Annotated in this window: 17 protein-coding genes; 10 read left to right on the forward strand and 7 right to left on the reverse strand. The window is 69.9% G+C overall.

Translation table 11 applies throughout. The features are described 5' to 3' along the window. Nucleotides 1–26: 26 nt before the first annotated feature. Nucleotides 27–395, reverse strand: coding sequence for a tyrosine-type recombinase/integrase (locus ACTWPT_RS27780; protein ID WP_443180572.1), 369 nt, complete (start codon nucleotides 393–395; stop codon nucleotides 27–29). A gap of 316 nt (nucleotides 396–711) precedes the next feature. Between ACTWPT_RS27780 and ACTWPT_RS27785 the strand changes: the two genes are divergently transcribed. From ACTWPT_RS27785 to ACTWPT_RS27800, 4 genes are all read left to right on the forward strand, one after another. Further along, nucleotides 712–1,227 (forward strand): DUF5825 family protein, encoded by a 516-nt coding sequence (locus ACTWPT_RS27785; protein WP_443180407.1) that lies wholly within the window; start codon nucleotides 712–714, stop codon nucleotides 1,225–1,227. 11 nt (nucleotides 1,228–1,238) lie between these two features. Continuing rightward, nucleotides 1,239–2,285: a methyltransferase gene (locus ACTWPT_RS27790; RefSeq protein WP_443180408.1), complete on the forward strand. Its 1,047-nt coding sequence runs from the start codon at nucleotides 1,239–1,241 to the stop codon at nucleotides 2,283–2,285. Beyond that, a complete protein-coding gene (locus ACTWPT_RS27795; protein ID WP_443180409.1) occupies nucleotides 2,282–2,425 on the forward strand; it encodes a hypothetical protein in 144 nt (47 codons plus the stop codon). Before ACTWPT_RS27790 ends, ACTWPT_RS27795 begins: the two co-directional genes overlap by 4 nt. Before the next feature lie 130 nt (nucleotides 2,426–2,555). Beyond that, the gene (locus ACTWPT_RS27800) at nucleotides 2,556–4,418 is read left to right on the forward strand and encodes a RiPP maturation radical SAM C-methyltransferase (RefSeq protein WP_443180410.1); all 1,863 of its coding nucleotides are present in this window, start codon (nucleotides 2,556–2,558) and stop codon (nucleotides 4,416–4,418) included. 433 nt (nucleotides 4,419–4,851) lie between these two features. Here ACTWPT_RS27800 and ACTWPT_RS27805 read toward each other — a convergent pair whose 3' ends face one another. Genes ACTWPT_RS27805 through ACTWPT_RS27820 form a run of 4 tightly spaced genes read right to left on the reverse strand, consistent with a single transcriptional unit; the run spans nucleotide 4,852 to nucleotide 8,963 of the window. Further along, nucleotides 4,852–5,526: a response regulator transcription factor gene (locus ACTWPT_RS27805; RefSeq protein WP_327587933.1), complete on the reverse strand. Its 675-nt coding sequence runs from the start codon at nucleotides 5,524–5,526 to the stop codon at nucleotides 4,852–4,854. After that, on the reverse strand, nucleotides 5,523–6,764 hold the full coding sequence (locus ACTWPT_RS27810; protein WP_443180411.1) for a sensor histidine kinase: 1,242 nt from the start codon (nucleotides 6,762–6,764) through the stop codon (nucleotides 5,523–5,525). Before ACTWPT_RS27810 ends, ACTWPT_RS27805 begins: the two co-directional genes overlap by 4 nt. Nucleotides 6,765–6,774: 10 nt before the next feature. Next, a complete protein-coding gene (locus ACTWPT_RS27815) occupies nucleotides 6,775–7,980 on the reverse strand; it encodes an acyltransferase family protein (protein ID WP_443180412.1) in 1,206 nt (401 codons plus the stop codon). Next, nucleotides 7,977–8,963, reverse strand: coding sequence for an alpha/beta hydrolase (locus ACTWPT_RS27820; RefSeq protein WP_443180413.1), 987 nt, complete (start codon nucleotides 8,961–8,963; stop codon nucleotides 7,977–7,979). The genes ACTWPT_RS27815 and ACTWPT_RS27820 overlap by 4 nt, the downstream gene beginning before the upstream one ends. Before the next feature lie 284 nt (nucleotides 8,964–9,247). On the opposite strand from ACTWPT_RS27820, the gene ACTWPT_RS27825 reads away from it, so the two are divergent. From ACTWPT_RS27825 to ACTWPT_RS27835, 3 genes are all read left to right on the forward strand, one after another. Next, nucleotides 9,248–9,553: a hypothetical protein gene (locus ACTWPT_RS27825; RefSeq protein ID WP_443180414.1), complete on the forward strand. Its 306-nt coding sequence runs from the start codon at nucleotides 9,248–9,250 to the stop codon at nucleotides 9,551–9,553. Between the two features lie 98 nt (nucleotides 9,554–9,651). Next, entirely contained in the window at nucleotides 9,652–10,305 is a 654-nt protein-coding gene (locus ACTWPT_RS27830) for an MIP/aquaporin family protein (RefSeq protein ID WP_443180415.1), read from the forward strand. A gap of 16 nt (nucleotides 10,306–10,321) precedes the next feature. Continuing rightward, on the forward strand, nucleotides 10,322–10,891 hold the full coding sequence (locus ACTWPT_RS27835) for a ferritin-like domain-containing protein (protein WP_443180416.1): 570 nt from the start codon (nucleotides 10,322–10,324) through the stop codon (nucleotides 10,889–10,891). 413 nt (nucleotides 10,892–11,304) lie between these two features. On the opposite strand, the gene ACTWPT_RS27840 is transcribed toward ACTWPT_RS27835, so the two are convergent. Together ACTWPT_RS27840 and ACTWPT_RS27845 are read right to left on the reverse strand one after the other, a co-directional pair. Further along, nucleotides 11,305–12,783, reverse strand: a complete 1,479-nt coding sequence (locus tag ACTWPT_RS27840) for a class I adenylate-forming enzyme family protein (protein WP_443180417.1) — start codon at nucleotides 12,781–12,783, stop codon at nucleotides 11,305–11,307. Next, nucleotides 12,773–14,326 carry an NAD(P)-binding domain-containing protein gene (locus tag ACTWPT_RS27845; RefSeq protein WP_443180418.1) on the reverse strand — a complete coding sequence of 518 codons (1,554 nt, stop codon included), beginning with the start codon at nucleotides 14,324–14,326 and terminating at the stop codon, nucleotides 12,773–12,775. The genes ACTWPT_RS27840 and ACTWPT_RS27845 overlap by 11 nt, the downstream gene beginning before the upstream one ends. Nucleotides 14,327–14,387: 61 nt before the next feature. On the opposite strand from ACTWPT_RS27845, the gene ACTWPT_RS27850 reads away from it, so the two are divergent. From ACTWPT_RS27850 to ACTWPT_RS27860, 3 genes are all read left to right on the forward strand, one after another. Beyond that, nucleotides 14,388–15,878: an aromatic amino acid ammonia-lyase gene (locus ACTWPT_RS27850; protein WP_443180419.1), complete on the forward strand. Its 1,491-nt coding sequence runs from the start codon at nucleotides 14,388–14,390 to the stop codon at nucleotides 15,876–15,878. Between the two features lie 201 nt (nucleotides 15,879–16,079). After that, nucleotides 16,080–17,363, forward strand: a complete 1,284-nt coding sequence (locus ACTWPT_RS27855; protein WP_443180420.1) for an EamA family transporter — start codon at nucleotides 16,080–16,082, stop codon at nucleotides 17,361–17,363. Further along, nucleotides 17,353–17,727: a hypothetical protein gene (locus ACTWPT_RS27860; protein ID WP_443180421.1), complete on the forward strand. Its 375-nt coding sequence runs from the start codon at nucleotides 17,353–17,355 to the stop codon at nucleotides 17,725–17,727. The genes ACTWPT_RS27855 and ACTWPT_RS27860 overlap by 11 nt, the downstream gene beginning before the upstream one ends. Nucleotides 17,728–18,739 lie beyond the last annotated feature (1,012 nt).

Consider the following 18,739-nt stretch of genomic DNA (forward strand, 5'->3'; position numbering starts at 1 on the left):
GCGGTGCGCCGCTCGAGTTTGCCGTGCTAGAGGGCGTTCTTGGCCTTGATCACCGTCGTAGGCACGCGCAGTCGGATGATGCAGTTGACCGCGCGACGCCCGCGCTTGAGCGTCTGGTCGCCGTGCTGGACGGTGATTTCGTAGCCGAGGAATCTCGCCGCGCCTGTTCGGGCGCCTGCCCGGGTCGGGAAGAGCGGCATGCCGGGCCCGGGGCCGAGCTCGGCGAGCCAGATTTTCAGCACCCTGACAACCTGGCTGGTCAGCGGGGTCGCCCTGTCGTTGCGTCCCTTGCCGTGGCAGCGGACGTGCGGGCTGACGCCCAGGTGCGCGTCCTGGCAGGTGAGTGCGGTGAGCTCCGATACCCGCAGGCCGGTCTGGACAGCGAGCCGGAGCAGAGCAACGCCGTGAACGCGCCGTATCCGCAGCGAGAAAGGCATCCGATGGGGCGGGCGACCGCTGGCACCCGCCACCTGAAGCCGTCACCGGGCTGGGTGACGGTGGCCGAGAGCTACCACCTCCACATCTGGGTCGGTTCTCGAACCTGTACCGCGCGGCGTACGGCCGATCTCCCTCGGCCACGCTCAAGAGCGCGCGTTGACCAAGGCAGGGATGTCCGTTTTGCGTGGCAGGCTCCGCACTTTACGGATAGACCTCGAATGATGATCGGGTCAGACTTCTCATCACTCGTGCAATCACCCGCGTGGAGGTCGCGTGACAAGGGCCCAGCCGCTTTCCCTGGAGGACGGCCTCCCCCCGGACCTGGCCGTCCGGTGGGATGACGCATCTGCCACGCTCGGCGCTGTCGCCGCGCTGCGCGACGCGTTCGGCACAGGCCGCGTGCTGAACTGGCGCGCCGAGGCGATGCCGCGGACCGTCGTCCCGCTCCTGTGGCATCTCCCGCCTCCCGAGAACGCGGCACAGGACTTCGCGGAATGGCGCTCGGTCTTCCGGCCGGGGTTGTGCTACTACCGGCGCGGGCCCGGGTTCGTCCAGGTCAAGGACGTGCGGGACCCGGAGGAGGCGGGGAGCTTCACCATCGACAAGCCGTACGTCCTGAGGGCATTCCTCCGGTGCCTCCGGCCGACCGCGCTCACCGACCTGGACGCCCTTGAACGCGACGCGGCTGAGGCGTTGCTCGACGAACGGCTCCTGCTGCGCGCCGCCGACCAGGCGGTTGTCCTCCCCTACCGTATGCGGCGCTGGCCGGTGCCCGCGATGGGGCTGTGAGGGGCGAGCGGATGAGCACCAACGACGAGACCCAGGGCGCGGCCGAGGCGCGAGCCTGGACCGAGCTACTCGAGATCATCTTCGGGTTCCGCTTCTCCCAGGTGGTCCACACCGCGGTCCGGCTCGGGATCGCCGACCACCTCGCGGACGGCGAGAAGACGGTCGCGCGGCTCGCCCAGGCGACCGGGACGCACCCGCCGACCCTGCACCGGCTGCTGCGCGCACTCGCGGCCTTGGACATCGTCATCGAGACGGCCGCCGATTCGTACCGGCTCGGCGCGCTCGGACGGCCCCTGCGCTTCGGAGCGGAGAACTCGGTGACGGCCCTGACGCTGATGGCCGGGGACGACATGGCGTGGCGAGCCTGGGGGGAGCTCACGCACAGCATCCGTACGGGTGAGCCCGCCTTCGACCACCTCGCCGGAATGAACAACTTCGCGTACATGGCCGGCCGTCCGGAGCTGGCGGCGGCCTACCACGAGGCCGTGCGGCGGGACACCGCCGGCCTCGCTCCGGCGCTGGCCGCCCACGTGGACTTCTCGCGGTTCAAGAAGGTCGTGGACGTGGGCGGCGGTGCGGGCGCGCTGCTCGCCGAGATCCTGCGCCGCGAACCCGGCGTGCGCGGCGTCCTCTTCGACACCCCCGCCGGTCTCGTGTCCGCGCCGCGCGTCCTGGCCGAGGCGGGCGTCGCGGAGCGATGCGAGATCATCGCGGGAGACTTCATGGAGGAGGTTCCCAAGGGCGGTGACGCCTACGTGCTCAAGTACGTCCTGCTCGACTGGGACGACGACGGCGCCCGGACGATCCTCGCCAACTGCCGCCGCGCCATGCCGGAGCACGCGTCCCTCATCGTCGTCGAGCTCATGCGGCCCGATCCCCCGGACCCCTGGACGGCCGTGGGAGACCTCGACCTGCTGGTGACCACGGGCGGCAGGGAGCGCACCGAAGCGGAGTTCGAGGCGCTCCTACGGTCGGCGGGTCTCGAACCCGCCTCGGTGCGGGCGCTGCCGGACGAGGCCCATTTCAAGGTGATCGAGGCGAAGGAGGTGAGAACATGATTGCCACCACTCTGAAGAAGACCCGCATCCGGCCGTCCAAGTACTGCCGTTCAGTGCGGATCACCGTGGGTCAGGCCCGGAAGGACTCGGCCCCCGCGGGTGAGGCCGTCCTGGAACGGCGGGCGCGCGGTACCGACTGAACGACGAGGTGACAGCGAGAAGGCCGCCGAGGCACGGACCGGCCTTCTCACCCTCTCGACCGGTTTCCCCGGCTGACCGGCGCCCGGCGCGCCACCGGACCACCTTCGCGTCGAACGGAGCGGACGCATCATGCGGCTGACACTCGCGGCCATGCCCTGGCAGGCGATCAACCGGCCCTCGCTGCCCCTCGGGCTGCTCCACGGCCTGGTCGCGCGGGAATGCCCGGAGGTCGAGGTCACCGAATACCACGGCGGCGTGCGCTGGGCGGAGCACCTGTTCGCGGCCGACGCGACGCCGCCGTCGGACTACACCGAGATCGCCGACACCGGGGTCTTCCACGGCCTGGGAGACCTGATCTTCGCCGGATGCCTGTACGACGACCCGGGCCGGGGCGCGGACGCGCTGGAGCGCGTCGCTGCGACGTACGGCTTCGACGCCGCGGGCATCCTGCGGATGCGCGAGCTCTCCGCCGGGTTCGTCGACAAGGTGGCGGCCGAGATCCTGGCGTCCGGCCCTGACGTGGTCGGGTTCTCCACCACCTTCATGCAGAACGCGGCCAGCCTCGCGCTCGCCCGCCGGATCAAGGGTCTGCGGCCAGAAGTGATCGTCGTGTTCGGCGGCGCCAACTGCGACGGGCCGATGGGCGCCGCCCTGCACCGCAACCACCGGTTCGTCGACCTGGTCGTCCGCGGCGAGGCGGAACAGGTGTTCCCGAAGCTGCTCTCCCGGCTCGGCGAGGACGCCCTGCGCGGAGACTTCGCCGACATCCCCGGCGTCTGCTGGTGGGACGGCGACCGCTCCGTGGCCAACGTCCAGCCGGCGCACAGCGTGCCTCCCGGCCTGATCCCCATCCCGGACTACACCGCCTGGCAGGACGCGTTCGAACGCTCGCCGCTGCGCGAGTACCTCACGCCGGAACTGGTCGTCGAGAGCTCGCGCGGCTGCTGGTGGGGCGAGAAGCACCACTGCACGTTCTGCGGCCTCAACGGATCGCTCATGCGGTTCCGCAGCAAGTCCCCCGAACAGTTCTGGACGGAGCTGAGCACCCTGGTGGCACGCCACCAGATCCTCGACGTGATCACCGTCGACAACATCCTCGACATGGGTTACCTGAAGACCCTGCTCCCCCGCATGGCGGAGGCCGACTGGGACCTGCGAGTCTTCTACGAGATCAAGTCCAACCTGCGCGGCGATCAGATCGCGGCGCTCGCCGACGCCGGGATCGTCCTGCTCCAGCCCGGGATCGAGAGCCTGAGCGGCAGGGTGCTCGGCCTCATGGACAAGGGGGTGGACGGCGTGACCAACGTCCGGCTCCTCCGCGACTGCGAGGACAACCACGTCACCTGCGAGTGGAACTACCTGTACGGCTTCCCCGGGGAGCGGCCCGAGGACTACCTCAACGTGATCGACCAGATCCCGGCGCTGGTCCACCTGCAGCCGCCCTCGTACTCCCAGCGCATCATCCTCGAACGCTACAGCCCCTACTTCGAGCGTCCCGAGCTGGGCTTCGCCCGCCGCGAGCCCGCCGCCTTCTACCGCGACATCTACGACCTCCCCGAGAGTGAGCTCGCCGACCTCGTCTACTTCTTCGACTGCGACGACGCCGGGATCGGCGAGGACGTCGCGGCGGACCTCATGGCCGCGCTCCACCGGTGGCGGCGCGGCTACCCGCACTCCTCGCTGGTCGCCGAGGACGACAGCGCCGAAATCTTGATCATCGACCGCCGCGCGGAATGGCCGGGGGCCCGACACCGGTTGACCGGCTGGCGGGCCGACGCCTACCGGGGGCTGCGCCGACGCCGCACGGTCAACGGGCTGTGCTCCCACCTGGGGGAGCTGGGCCATGACGTCGGCGCCGCCGCCGTCCAGGCGTGGCTGCGCGACGCGCTCCGGGACGGCCTGGTGTTCGTCGACGACACCGCCTGGGTCGCGCTCGCGACAGCCCGAGTCCCGCAGAAGGTGATCATGGACGAGGCCGCTGCGGCCCGGTAGCCGTCCCTGCGCCTGCCGATAATTACATCCGCCCAGGTCATGACCATGTGACGGCTTCGCCTGGCGCGCGCGAGCTCCGGCCACGGCCAGCGATCGCCTGGATGAGGCAGGGCAGGCCGACCAGGATGGCCTCGGCGGCGCAGACGCGTCGCCCGCTATGCCTGGAGCTTCGGCGACGGCATCACCCAGACCACCACCGATCCCCCGCACCACGCACCTCTACCCGCGGGCTGGCACGTTCGGGGCGACCCTCGTCGTCACCGACAACGAGGGGTGCTCAATAAAGATGATCTCCGTCGGCCAGGGGTTTCTGTGCAACGGCACGCCGGCCGCCGTCACCGCACACGACATCGTCATACCGAACTAGCGCTCGGCCCGTCCGGCCGGGGCGGGCCGGGCTTCTTCCATGCCCCCGACGCACGCGGCTCTGGGATCACGCGTTTGCGTGTCCCGGTCTGACCAGGCCCGTCTCGTAGGCGAAGACGGCGACTTGGGTGCGGTCGCGCAGCTGGAGCTTGTTCAGAATGCGGCCCACGTGAGTCTTGACGGTCTGTTCCGCCAGGACGAGCCGGCCCGCGATCTCCGCGTTCGACAGGCCGTGGGCGATGAGGGCGACCACCTCGGTCTCGCGTTCGGTGAGGTCGCCGGCACGGGCCTGGGCCGGGGGCCGCGGGGTGCCGCCCAGCCGGGAGAACTCCGCGATGAGTCGCCTGGTGATGTTCGGGGAGAGCAGGGCCTCGCCCGCGGCCACGACGCGTACGGCCTCGGCGAGCTGGACACCCGAGGCGTCCTTGAGCAGGAATCCGCTGGCGCCCGCCCGCAGCGCCTCGTACACGTATTCGTCGAGGTCGAAGGTCGTCAGGATGAGGACCTTGGTGGCGAGGCCGGGATCCGCGGTGATGCGGCGAGCGGCCTCGATGCCGTTCAGCCCGGGCATCCGGATGTCCATCACGATCACGTCGGGGTGCAGGTCGGCGGCCTTGGCGACGGCGTCGGCGCCGTCCTCGGCCAGGCCCACGACCTGGATGCCGGGCTGGGCGTTGAGAAGGACGGAGAAACCCTCGCGGACCATGGCCTGGTCATCGGCGATCAGCACGCGGATCGTCACGTGTGGCCTTCCTTCGCGGTCGTGGCGGTGTCCACGAGCACCGGGAGCAGGATGGAAATCTCGTAGCCACCGCCGGGCGTGGCACCTGCGGCAAGTTCGCCGCCGAGCATCGCGGCACGTTCACGCATGCCCATGATGCCGTGACCGGCGCCGGGCGAGGGCCTGGTCTTGTCACGCGAAGGGCCGTTGAGCACACGCAGCCGCAGCGTGGAGAGCGCGTAGACGATCTCGACGCGGACCGTGGAGCCGGGCGCGTGGCGCAGCGCATTGCTCAGGGCCTCCTGGACGATGCGGAAGGCCGACAGTTCCACACCCGGTGGCAGTGGGCGGGCCGTACCCGAGACGTCCAGCTCAACGCGCAGGCCGGCGGAGCGCACGTTGGCGACGACGCTGCCGAGCTGGTCCAGGGTGGGCTGAGGGCCGCCGGGCGCCGGGGAGTCATCGGTGGTCTCCGCGCGCAGGACCCCCAGGACATGGCGCAGCTCGGTGAGGGCTTCGAGGGCGTTCTGGCGGATGACGGCGAAGGCGTTGACCAGTTCTTCGGGCGGATCCTCGACGCGGTAGGGCGCGGCGTCGGCCTGGATGGAGATGACGGACATGTGGTGGGCTACCACATCATGCAGTTCGCGCGCGATCCGGGCACGCTCCTCCAGCAAGGCCCGGCGCCCCCTCTCCGCGATGGTGGCCGCCTGCTGCACCTGGAGCCGCTGCCGTGTCTCCCGGAGGCTGCGTGCCGAGGTGCCGAGGAACACGGCGACCGCGAAAATCATCGCGGGAGTCAGCGGGTTTTCCCAGAGCAGGTCTCCGCCCGGCCATTGTATGCCGCCGGCCAGCAAGCCGCTGAGCAGCAGCGTCTCGACGGCGACCCGGGGCCGGTTGCGCAGCGCCACCAGGAACAGCACCCCGGCATGGACGAACCATGGCCACGGCTCGCCGATGAACGTGGGCGAGTAGGGCGTCGCGGCGGTGCCGGCCAGGAACGCCATCGACAGCCACCACGCCGGCACCGGCCAGCGCAGTGCCGACACCAGGATCACCGCGTGGGCGATCGCGAACGGCGCGGCCGCGCTGCCCTCGGCCGTCGCGGCGAGGAGGACGGCGGCCAGCACGATCAGCACGTGTGGCAGCCATTTCAGCGGCCGCGGCCCGGCCATGGGCGGCAGCGGCTGCCGGGCCGATGTGAGCAGATCCGCTCGTACGCCCCGCAGCACGGCACCCATCGCGTCGGCCCTGTCCACGTGGACGATCCTAGACACGGGGCGGCTCTTCGCAGGCGTTTCGCGCTCCGCCCTTCGACGGACGGCCGGCCCGGCCGCGCTCGACCGCGCCGAACGCGGTCTGGCATACGGCCAGCGCGATCGCGAAGACCGGCAGCCAGCCGAGCCGGGCCAGGACCCAGCCGAGATCGTCCGGCCTGGTGTGCAGGCCCGGGAGCGGGCCGGACAACAGCCCCATGGCGGTGACCGCGAGCATCGCCGTCTGGTGCCAGAGGAAGATCGTCATGGCGGAGAGGTTGGCCGCGGCCACCGCCGCCCAGACCATCGGCCGGGTCATCATCCGGCGCAACGGCTCGCGCAGCAGCAGAGCCAGTCCGCATTGGGCCAGGCCGAAGGCGACGGCCGCCAGGGTGGGCGGGTTGAGATTGGAGACCGGCGTGCCGGGCACCCCGACCATGGACGCCGGGTATCCGCCCCAGATGACGAGGCCTGCGGCGGCGACCCCGCCGATGATCAGCAGCGGACCCGAGCGGCGGGTGTCGAGCCGGCCCCGCGCCCACGCCGCGCCCAGCGCGTACGGCACCAGCCAGCCGGCCACCACGTTCACCCAGCCGAGCCAGGCCGGACCCCCAAGACCGAAGCGGACCAGGTCAACAGCGGCCACCACGGCGAGCGGCCACAGCGGGCCGACCCGTAAGACCATCGGAGTCAAAGCCGTGAGCAGCGCGAACACCACCAGGAACCACAGGGGCGACAGGACCAGGGTCAGCAGCGTGCGCACCGTCTCAAGGGGTGTGCCGCACAAGAGCATGACGACGGCCGTCACCGCCCACGCACCGAGGATCACGACGACAGGCCGGAACAACCGGGCCAGCCGCCCGCCGAGCCACCGGCCGTACCCGACTCCGCGCCGACGGGCGGCCTGGTAGCCCTTCGCGGCGACGTGCCCGCCGACCAGGAAGAACACGGCGAGGGTCTGGAAGATCCAGGAGAGCGGGGCGAGCCAGGGCATGTACTGCAGCGGGCTCGCCCCCTGCAGCGAACCCCGACCGGCCTCGACCACGGCGCTGACCAGCCAGTGGCCGAATATCACGCCGAGGATCGCCAGGGCTCGCAGAGCATCGACGGCCCGGTCGCGATCAGGTGGGGTCCGGGCGTCGACGCGCCGCGCCAGTTCCCGCAACCCCGGCATCGAGCGGTGACCGGCTCGGACGGGACGATACGACTGGGCGGTCACCGGGTCGCCTCCCGGTCGTGCCCCAGGGCGATACGCGCCAGGTTCGCCACCGATGCCGAGCCGGGCGCGAGATAGTCGCCGTGGCCGCCGTCGCCCGCGGCGAACAGCCGGGCGCCGAAGCCGCCCGAGACCGGATCGGCGCCGAAGCCGATGGTCGTGCCGAAAACGGGCAGGCTCAGGTGCGGCACGCCGCCGATCCAGTCCCGCGCTCCCCGTCCCGCCCACACCCGCGCGGCGGTGCCCAATCCCGCCGCCGTGTCCGCACCGGTGCCGGGGCTGCCGAACATGGCGATGTCGGTGACCGCCAGGCCGGCGGCGGCGCGGCCGCACACCACCGAGCCGTAGGAGTGGCACAGCAGCGAGACCTGCGCGGCCGGGTTCGCCCGGCGCACCGAGACGACGAACGCACGCAGCGCACGCGCGCCGTCTTCTGCCCGGCCCGTCGTGACCGCGTCAGTGCTGATCAGCCGGGGTGGTGTGTAGCCGAGCCAGGCCACGACGGCGACCTTGGCGGCCGGGTCCAGGCGGCGGATCTGCTCCTCCAGCGAGCGGGCCGCCCAGCCGAGCCTGGCGTGCGGCTTCGGGGTACGGGCGTCGTAGGTGTCTAGGGTGGTGTCCGAACCGGGCACCAGGACCGATATCCGCCGGGCGGTCGCCAGGTCGCCCAGGACCTCGACGGCCCGGCCCTCGCCGCGGGCGTCGAAGGACAGGAACGTCCGGGCGGAGCGGGCCATGGCCCGCAGGGCCTCAGCCCGCCGGTGGTCCCCGCCCTTCTCGGCCATGCGCGCGGCCTGGATGATGTTGGCCCGGTTGGCCGCGTACCGGGTCTCGAGGGTGCCGGTCGACAGGACGGGCAGCATCGCCGGGTCGGGGGCCGGGACGCCCGCCCGGGCCGCGGCCGAAACCGGTGCGGACAGCGCGGCGATCACCAGCCCGGCCAGCGCACCCCGCCACAGCCGGGTACCGCGGCCTGGGATCCACATGTCGCACCTTCCCTTCCAGAGGTTTTGACCTGGTCAGGAAGTTACGAAGAGGCGCAGGTAATCAGCGTCCCGCTGTGGAGCCCACTTCCGGATGTAGCTCTCAGGTACTGCGGGTATCGGTCCCACCGCGTCGATGCCCGCAGCGCCGTGCGTCCCCTCTCCGCCGAGAGTGAAGGCGACGTGGATCCGGGCACCTCGGCGCGGCACACCAGGGCACGGCGGATGGCACACAGGTGAAACGCCTTCGGGGGTGTATCCCGTCACTTCCGCCTAAGGACACCATCATGTCGATCCGTCGCATCGCCGCGGGCGTGCTCGCCGCCGCTGCCGCGGCCGCCGTGGGAGTCGGTGTCACCGCCGCCCCAGCGAACGCCTTGCCCAAGGACTGCGCCACCCGCCGCGTCGAGAACTACGCCGAGCTGCGCAAACCGGGGGACCCCCACGACTTCATCGCCGAGTTGAAGGCCGAGATGCGCGCCGAACTGGACGCGCTCAACACCGCGCTGCCCAAGCTTCAGCAGATGGCGGACGATGTTGCAAGGGCCCTCATGTCCAGTTGGCGAGCCGTAAGGAGCCGTAAGCGTCCGTAAGGAGCTCGCAATCTCCTGAGTCCGAGGCTCATGGCACGATCTGGATGCGCTGCCGCGGAGCGTGATCGGTCTCGGTCCACAAGCGGAGAGGGCAATCCATGCGCCGCTACATCACGGAGTTCATCGGAACGTTCTTCCTGGTCCTCACGATCGGCACCACGGTCTTGACGAAGACACCCCTGGCGCCTGTGGCCATCGGCGCGATCCTGATGGTCATGGTGTACGCCGGAGGACACGTCTCCGGCGCCCACTACAACCCCGCCGTGACCTTGGCCGTGCTGCTCCGCGGCCGGATCAGCCTGGCCGACGCCGTCCCGTACTGGATCGCCCAACTGGCCGGAGGCATTCTCGCCGCGCTCACCGCTTCCTACATCGTAAATCCCGGCAGCGTGCCGGCGCTATCGCCCTCAGGGCGAGGGCTGGGAGTCGCGCTGCTGGCCGAGGCGCTGTTCACGTTCGCGCTCGCGTACGTGGTGCTGAACGCGGCCACCAGCAGGGACCATCCGGGCAACAGCTTCTACGGCCTAGCCATCGGCTTCACCGTGGCCGCCGGCGCGTTCGCCGTCGGCGGCATCTCCGGCGGGGCCTTCAACCCGGCGGTCGCCGTCGGCGCCGCCTCCATGGGACTGTTCGCCTGGTCCAAGATCTGGATCTGGCTCCTGGCCGACTTGGCGGGCGGTGCCCTGGCCGGGGTGGCCTTCCTCGCGCTCAACCCGAAGGAACGCGCCCCTCTGGAACCCTCCGCAACCTGACCGCCCGGGAGCCGACATGATCAGCGCGCGCGAAGTCGTCGAGCGAGCGGGCGTCGATGTGAACATCCTGATCAACCGGCTCACCTCCGCCGCCAGAGCGGAGCTGAGCGCCGTCTACCGCTACACGATCCTGACCGCTTATCCGCTCGGTTTCGCCGATGAGGAGCTACGCCAGATCCTCAAGGACATCCGCGATGAGGATCGACACCATTTCGACGCGCTCGTCAGCCGAATCTACGAACTGGACGGAGGGCTCCCCGACGACATCCGGCAGTTCCTGGAAAGCAGGCATGCACCGCCGGAGGACCGTGCCGCCGACGCGCAGGATCCGGTCACGACACTCATCGAAGACGTACGACGCGCCGTCCACCCTTATGGCGGTCTGCGTGACCTCACCGAAGGCAAAGACCAACGCACCTATCTCTTGGCCCAGGCGATCCTCAACGAAAAGATCGAACACCAGGCGTGGCTGGAAGAGTTCCTCGGCGCAGGGCCACCTGGGCGCTTCCACCGCGGCTTCCGCGGCCGCTCCCCCTTCCTCACCCGTCTGACCAGTACGCCCAAAGGCACCGAACCACCAGCGTGACCCTCGGCGGCCAAGTTGTCGTCCGAAGTGGGTGGCGTGCGCCGCCGCATCCTCCAAAGCCGCCCTGGAACAGCTGACCCGCAGCTGGGCGCTTGAGCTTGCCGCCGACGGTATCCACGTCAGCGCCTGGCTCCCGGCCCCACAGAGAGCGAGGCCCTGACCGCCGCCGGCCTGCCCGACGCCGTCGTCGAGCAGATCAAGCAAGACGAGATCGCCCGCATCCCGCTCGGCCGCCGCGGCACCACCCGAGGAAGTGGCCGCTTGGATCGTCCACCTCGCCGACCCTGCCGCCACCTGGATCACCGGCCTGGTCCTCACCATTGACGGTGGCCTGGAACTCGCCTGAAGCACGGCCCATGGGCCCGGCCATCAGCGGACTGCTTGCCACCCGGATCCCGTTACCGCGCAGCTGATCACGCAGTGCCGTCCGCGACTCGTGGTACTGCGGCCATCAGAAGGCGCTTGTCCGGTTTGCCGTTCGACGTCAGCGGCGCCTCGTCGATGACGGTGATGGTCGCCGGCATGCATGCGTCACCGAGCTGCTCACTGACCAGCGTCCGCAGCGAACCGAGGTCGAGGGCCCGGCCCGCCACTGGTACCACGAATGCGTGCACCGCCTCGCCGGTGTCCTCGTCCGGGGCGCCGACCACGTACGCCTCCGCGATGTCAGGGGAGGTGGCCAGGGCCCGCTCGATCGGGCCGGCGTAGTAGAGGTTCGCGTTGACGATGATGACGTCCCGCGTCCGCCCGACCAGATACAGTCGCCCGTCTTCGTCGAAGTGGCCCAGGTCACGGGTGCGCACCCATCCGTCGATGAACACCTCCGCAGTCTGCGCCGGCTCGGCCCAGTAGCCGATGGCCTGTGCGGGTGTGCGGACGTAGAGTTCGCCGTCGACACCGGCCGGGACCTGCTTGCCGCCCGCGTCCCGGATCACGACGTCGATGACGTCAGGCGGGAACCCGACCGACGGCGGGACATCCGACGGTGTGGCCATGGAGATCGTGCCGGTCTCGGTCTGCCCGTAGCCCTGGAACACGACCGGACCGAGGACGTCGAGCGCCTCGCGCAGCCGGGACGCCTCCAGCGGCGACCCGGACACCATGAGCGCCCGGAGGCTGCTCAGGTCGCCCGGGGCGTTGCGCTGGGCGGCGACGAGTTTGTACAGGCGGGGCACGGTGATGACGCTGGCGGTCGCCCGATATTTGGTGATCGCGTCGGGGAACGCAGGCGGGTCGGCGACGACCATGGTGCCACCCGCGGCGAGCGTGAGGACGCCGTACTCCATCATCACCTGGCTGCTCAGCGACCCGAACACGAGGTAGCGCTCCAGCCGGGACGCCAGTTCCCGGATCGCCGGTGGCCACGCCGCCGGCCGGGCGGTCCAGGCCGCGTTCATAGCGGCGTAGGTCTGCGCGCATGCCTTCGGCGTGCCGGTGCTGCCGCTGGTGTAGACGAGCCGGGCGACGTCGTGCGGCCGGCCGGACAGGTGCAGCGGGCCGCCCTCGTCCGGTGCGGCCAGCAGCTCGGAGACGGTCAGCGTGTGCGGCGCGTGCTCTGGCCCGGTGGCCGCCTCGGTGACGACCGCGGCGACGTCCTGGTGGAGCATGTGGCGCAGCTGGCTGTCGGACAGCCCGGGCCGCACGCCGACGACCCGGGCTCCCACGGCGTAACCGGCGATCATCGCGGCGAACGCTTCCGGGGTGACGCCGAGCATCATGGCGAGGCCGTCCCCGGGCCCGATGGCCGCGGCGCGCAGCCCGGCCGCGAACCGCCGGACGAGGCCGAGCATCTGCGCGCCGGTGACCGTACGGGCGCCGTGCTCGAAGACGGGCCGGTTCCCGGCCGCGACAAGGAGGTCCAGAACGGACCGCGGGTACGGCTCAGCCGGCATCGGCAAGGCATTCCTTGACGAAGACGGCCAGCGGCTGCTGATGCACCGCCGGCAGATCCCACCGGTTATCCAGGTTCTCCGCAAGGTGGTGGGCGCCGGCCACCGCGCCGTCGCGGTAGTACCGCACCACCGGGTGCAGGTAGCTCGCGTCGTGAGCGTGGGCAGCGTCGTTCTCGACGACCCGCGGGACCGAGATGTCGAACGGGTCGACGGCGTCATGATCCGGCCCGTACTCCAGGGTGATGACGAACCTGTGCCGGGCGTGGCCGAGCCCACCGTCGGCGGCGTACGCAACCGGGACTTCCTGCTGGTACAGCGCGGTGGCGCCGTTCATGGTGACCACATCGCCGAGCACGCCGAACTGCTGCCACAGCGCCGACGAGCGGTTGACCCTGGCGATGATCGCGTCGCTGATCGCGTCCGGCGACGGATCTACCTTCTCGGCCGGCCAGGTCTCGCCGTGGTAGCGGGTGGCCAAGATCCGGTAAAGCGCACGCGCCCCATAGCGGAACCCGTGGATGAACCCGCTGGTGGACTTCTTGAAATCGCGTTGCTGGGTGAGCGTACCGGCGAAGTACAAACCAGGCACGGTGGTCGACTCGTACGCCGGCGTCTGCTCGGGGAAACGGTCGTTGATGACCAGCGCGGGCCGGCAACCGTCGTCGAACGCCGAGGCGTCGAACCGGAAACCAGTGCACACGATCACCCGGTCGTAGAACAGTTCGCGCAGCGCTTCCACGGTGCGGGCGTAGCGGAACATCACCCGGTAGCGGCCGTCGTCACGGCGTTCGATGCTCTCCACCGTGCCGTCGAGCACCGAGTTCTGGGACTTCAGCTGGTAGGTGTCCAGGAAATTGTTGTTCACCGCACGCAGGTGCCCGACGAAATGCGACTGCCAGGCCATCTTGACGGAGTGCGGCCCGGCGACGTGGATGACAGCGGCCTTCTCCATGAGCGCGTCGGCGGTCTCGAACCCCGAGTTGCCCTTGCCGATCACCAGAACCTGCTGGTCGACGAAGGACGCCGGGTCGGTCTCGAACGTGTCATAGCGTTCCGCGGTCTCGATGCCGGGAATCGGCGGGACGTACAGCTGGGAGACGCCGGTGGCCACGACCAGTCGCCGGCTCCGCCATGAGCGTCCGCCGCGGTCGGTGGCGGTGAACCCGTCGTCGTCCCGGCTGATCCGGACGACGTCGGTGTCGTAGTGCACCCGGACACCGGTCGCCGACGCGAAGTCGGACAGGTAACGCACGAGATCGTCGGCCTGCGGGAAGTACCGCTCGCTGTACCGGGTGAACAGCAGCTCGGGATCGTCGCTCAGCAACGAGTTCCAGTCCATCCGCAGCCGCAGCTCCGGATCCTCGTACCCGGTGTGAACCTTGTTGATGGAGATCAGCTGACGGTGCCGCGGGAACCGGGTGAAGAAGGTGCCCGGCCCGGCTCCGCGTTCCAGGACGACATAGTCATGACCATTGCCTTCCAGGAATGCGGCGACCTGCAGCCCGGCCGGCCCGGCTCCGATGATCACATAGTCATGCGCCATGATCTGGAAGCTATGGAGGAATTCTCAGAGATTTCTGAGAATTCGTCTCTATGGTCCAGGTATGCCCTCCGGCGAAGGCTCCATCAACCTCAGCGCACCGCTGCGCCCCGCCGACCTGCACCGCGCCGCGACGCCGGTGTCCGTCCTAGTCGACGAGGTCGTCCGCAGCCGCGTCGAGCGCGGCCGTGACTTCCTCCGTGACGTGCTGAAGGAGGAGGAACGTCCGGTCTACGGCGCGACCACCGGCTTCGGCGCCCTGGTCGGGTTTCCCGGCCGGGACGAGGAGGCGGACCAGTGCGACAACACCCTGGCCCACCTCGGTGCCGGGCAAGGGCCGGATCTCCCCCATGACGTGGGCAGGGCCGCGCTTCTCGTGCGTGTGTGGTCTCTCGCCCAGGGCGTGTCCGGGGTTTCCGCACACGTGGTCGACGGGCTTGCCGCGATGTTGGCGACGACGTTCGTCCCAGCGATCCCACGCTACGGTTCGGTCGGCGCGAGCGGAGACCTGATCCCGCTCGCCTACGCCACCCAGGCACTGCGTGGCCGGGGACAGGCGTATGTCGACGGACGCCGGATGCCCGCGGCCGAGGCGCTCCGCCAGGCCGGGCTCACCCCGTTGACGCTCGACGGCCGGGACGCCCTCGCGCTCGTCAACGGCACTTCCCTCACCACCGCCGCCACCGCCCTGGCCCTGGACAGCATCCGGGCCTCCCACCGCGCGATACAGGCGCTCACCTGTCTGCTCGTCGATCTGCTCGGCTGCGACCCGGGCTTCCTCAACCCGCTCCTCCTCAACGCGTACGGCCATCGTGGCGCGGCCGACGTCGCCGACGGCATGCGTAAGACGCTCGCCGGGATCAGCCCGACCGGCACACGTGCGCTGCAAGAGCCGTACAGCATCCGCTGCTCCCCACAACTGCTCGGCGCCGCCGAGGACGCACTGCGGTACGTCGACAATGTCGTCGAGGCTGACCTGTCCAGCGTCAGCGACAACCCGTTGTTCTTTCCCGATGACGACCTGGTCGTACATGGCGGCAACTTCTTCGGACAGCCGGCCGCGTTCGCCTCCGATGTCCTGGCGATGGTCGCCGCTCAGCTCGGCAACCTCGCCGAGCGGCAGCTGGACCTCCTCGTCGACCCGGCCCGCAATGGTGGCCTGCCCCCGATGCTCGCCGCTGGACCTGGCCGCCAACACGGGATGCAGGGGGTACAACTCGCCACCACCGCGTTCGTCGCCGAGATCCGCCGCGCCGCCGTGCCGGCCGGCATGCAGAGCCTGCCGACCAACCTGCACAACCAAGACGTGGTGCCCTTCGGCACCCAGGCCGCCCTTCGCGCCTACGACACGGCCGCCCTGCTGCGCCTGCTCTGCGGCTCGCTGGCGGTGGGACTGCGGCAGGCAGCACACGTCGGCGCCCGCCGCCCCACGGCCCCGGGCTGTGCGGCGCTCCTTGACGCCCTGGTCGAGGCGATCCCTCCGGTCGACCCCGATCGCCCGTTGGACGCTGATGTCCGCAAGGCCGTCGAGCTGCTCACCGCGATACTCCCCTGAAGTGTTGGCCTGCCTTGACCCAGCCAGGCCGAGTCAGCGGAACGAGAGCTCCGATCTGGACGGATGATCCGTCAGTCCGCTCCGCTCCAGGTGGCGATGGTGGCATATTCATGCGCTGGCGTCTCCCGAGTGACGATTCGGTTGCCGTTTGCCCGGATCGCAGAGTGAACGTCAGTGGCACCGAGAGTAGCCGAGCGGAGAATGGCCAGCTTCGGGCCCCGTCCCGTGGCCGTCAGCCGGCTCTCGCACCGCCGATCGAGCCCGAGGGGCTGGGCCGAGCACCACGTGATCGACCTGCGGGCGGTCGGCACGCCGCTGCCAGGCTCCACCTTCACCGACTCCGTGGCCGTGCCCGACGGCAACTATGCCGAAGACTCAATGCGCGCCACCGTCGTGCCAACCGCAACGCCGTGCCCAACCCTCGACCCAGCCCACGGACAGCGTCTCGCCCTGCTGCCCTGGAGTCCGGCCTCCGGAAAATCATTGGTCAGGATGTTGATCCCGCAGGAACACTACAGGCGTGGCCGTACTGGAGACCGCGCGTGCGCCGGGCCGGGCCGGGCGAGTGGGCTGAGCCTGACCTCGTGGGTGCTGTTCGCGAGTTCCGGCCCCCTGGCCAAGGCGGTGATGACGGCGGGCTGGTCCCCGGCCGCGGTGACCTCGGTGCGGATCTCGCTGGCCGCGGTACTGCTGGCGCCGGTGGTCGCGGTGCTGCGGCCGCAAGCACTGCGGTTCCGCCGCGCCGACCTGTGGCTGCTCCTCAGCTACGGCCTGCTCGGCGTCGCCGGGGTTCAGCTGTTCTTCTTCCTGGCCGTGGCCAGGGTTCCGGTCGGGGTGGCGATGGTGCTGGTCAACCTGGCGCCCGCGCTGGTCGCACTGTGGGTGCGGGTGGTCCGGCGCGCCCGGCTGCCCGGGCTGGTGTGGCTGGGTATCGGGCTGGCCGTGGCCGGATTGGCCCTGGTCGCGGAGATCTGGCAGGACGCCCGGCTGGACCTGCTCGGCGTCGCCGCCGGGCTGGCCGCGGCGATCTGCTCAGCCGGGTACTTCCTGCTCGGCGAGCACGGCGCGAGCAGGCACGACTCGTTCGGGCTGACCGCGGCCGGGCTGGCGATCGGCGCGGTGGTGGCGGTCGCGGTCAGCCCGCCGTGGACGCTGCCCGCTGGCCTGCTCACCGCCCCATCGGCACTCGGCGGCCTGCGGGCCCCCGTGTGGTTGGTGCTGCTGGTGCTGGCCGTGGTCGGCACTGTGCTGCCCTACCTGGCCGGGCTGCGGGCGCTGCGTGATCTGCCTTCGGCGCTGGCCAGCGTGCTGGCGCTGGTGGAGCCGCTGGTCGCCGCCGTGCTGGCCTGGCTGCTACTCGGCCAGGCGCTCGGCCTGACGCAGCTGGCCGGGGCGGTGATATTGCTCAGTGGCGCGGTGCTGGTGCAACTGGCCGGCCCGAAACCGCTCCCGGACGGCCCCGTCAGGATCGCCGATGATCACTGATTCCACGGGTGACTCTTTGGCCCCACATACCAGCGAGCGCTGGGCCCACCCCCGTGATCGCCAAAACTTCGGCCGACGAGATGCCCGCCACCGGGCCGGGGTCGGCTCAGTCCCCGTGCTCGGCGGCTCCTACCATGAGATGAACAACGTCCGCGCGAACGGCAAGGGCAGCCCGGTGTTCTGCCGCTGCTTCTCTTGCCATTTCTTCAGCACCGATTTCACCCATCTTCCGCAGCTCAGGGACTTGCGGCGGGCAAAGACCGAGCATTCGCACCACGGCCTTGCCGGATGCCTGCGGCGAAGTGCCCGTGCGCTGGACTATGTGGCCGCGCAAGAGCCGACGCGGTGTGGTGTCAGAGGGTGAAGCAGCGGGTCGAAGATCGCCGATTCCGCAGGCCGTAGAGGCCACAGCACCGGGCGAGCGGCGGGGAGCGACTGTCTGGTCATGCAACGCGGCCTACCCGCCCAACATCGTCCGATTCCAACAGTCTTCCCCGCCTGGAGTGCTAGGCCTTGCCTTGCGATTGACCAGATCTTGTCCGGCTCCACTTCCCGGACAGCATGAAGCCCCCTCCTTCGGGAGAGGGCTTTTGGCGTTCTACACGCTGGTCAGGGACACCTCTTCTGTCCACGTGGTGGAACGCTGAGCTGGTCGGAGCGTGGGCCGCGGTAGTGGCGGGAGCCGAAGCCGACCTGGTCGCGGTCAGCCGACGTGGTGCGCGAATTCATCGGGCTCCATGCAGATTTCGCGGTCGGCCCATGCGACGAGTTCCCAGATTCGGGACTTGATTCGGCTGAGTCCCTTGGTCTCTTGTGAGTACACAGAAGACCCCTTTCGCGGCTCTACTGGAGGCGGTCTCTTCTCCAGAGCGCTGCCGCAATACTTGAGCAAGGGAAGAGTCAGCTGTCCTGGCAATTGTATGCATCTTGCATAGCGCCGTCAACCTAGACGGGGTGCGGGAGAAATGCCCCTCATCTGGGCGACGTCCCTCTTGCGCGCCTCCTCTCGCCCTCTAAAGGTCTTCGTGGCACGCCATATGCAACTTGCAGTGAAAAAAGGCTGAGCGAGCGGCCCCGAATGCTGGGTTCCAAAATCCGGCTACAGCTTCCTTCCCGACGAGGAGAGCGGACGGTGCCTACGCGGCAGGGCAGCCCGACGGCACGCAGGCTCCGGCTCGGCCAGGAGCTGCCTGAGCGGCGAAACACCATGGTCAGGGCGGCCGTGGAACCCGGCTGGTCGCCGAGCAAGATCAGCCTCGAGGCCGCAGGGACCATGCCCAGCAATGAAGATACAAGGCCGTGGCGAAGCTCTATCGCTTGGATGGAGACAAACTTGACGAGCTCTTCGGCCTGTTGCGGGATGCCGAGCAGCGAGG

Source organism: Nonomuraea sp. 3N208 (genome assembly GCF_052245935.1).
Classification (GTDB): domain Bacteria; phylum Actinomycetota; class Actinomycetes; order Streptosporangiales; family Streptosporangiaceae; genus Nonomuraea.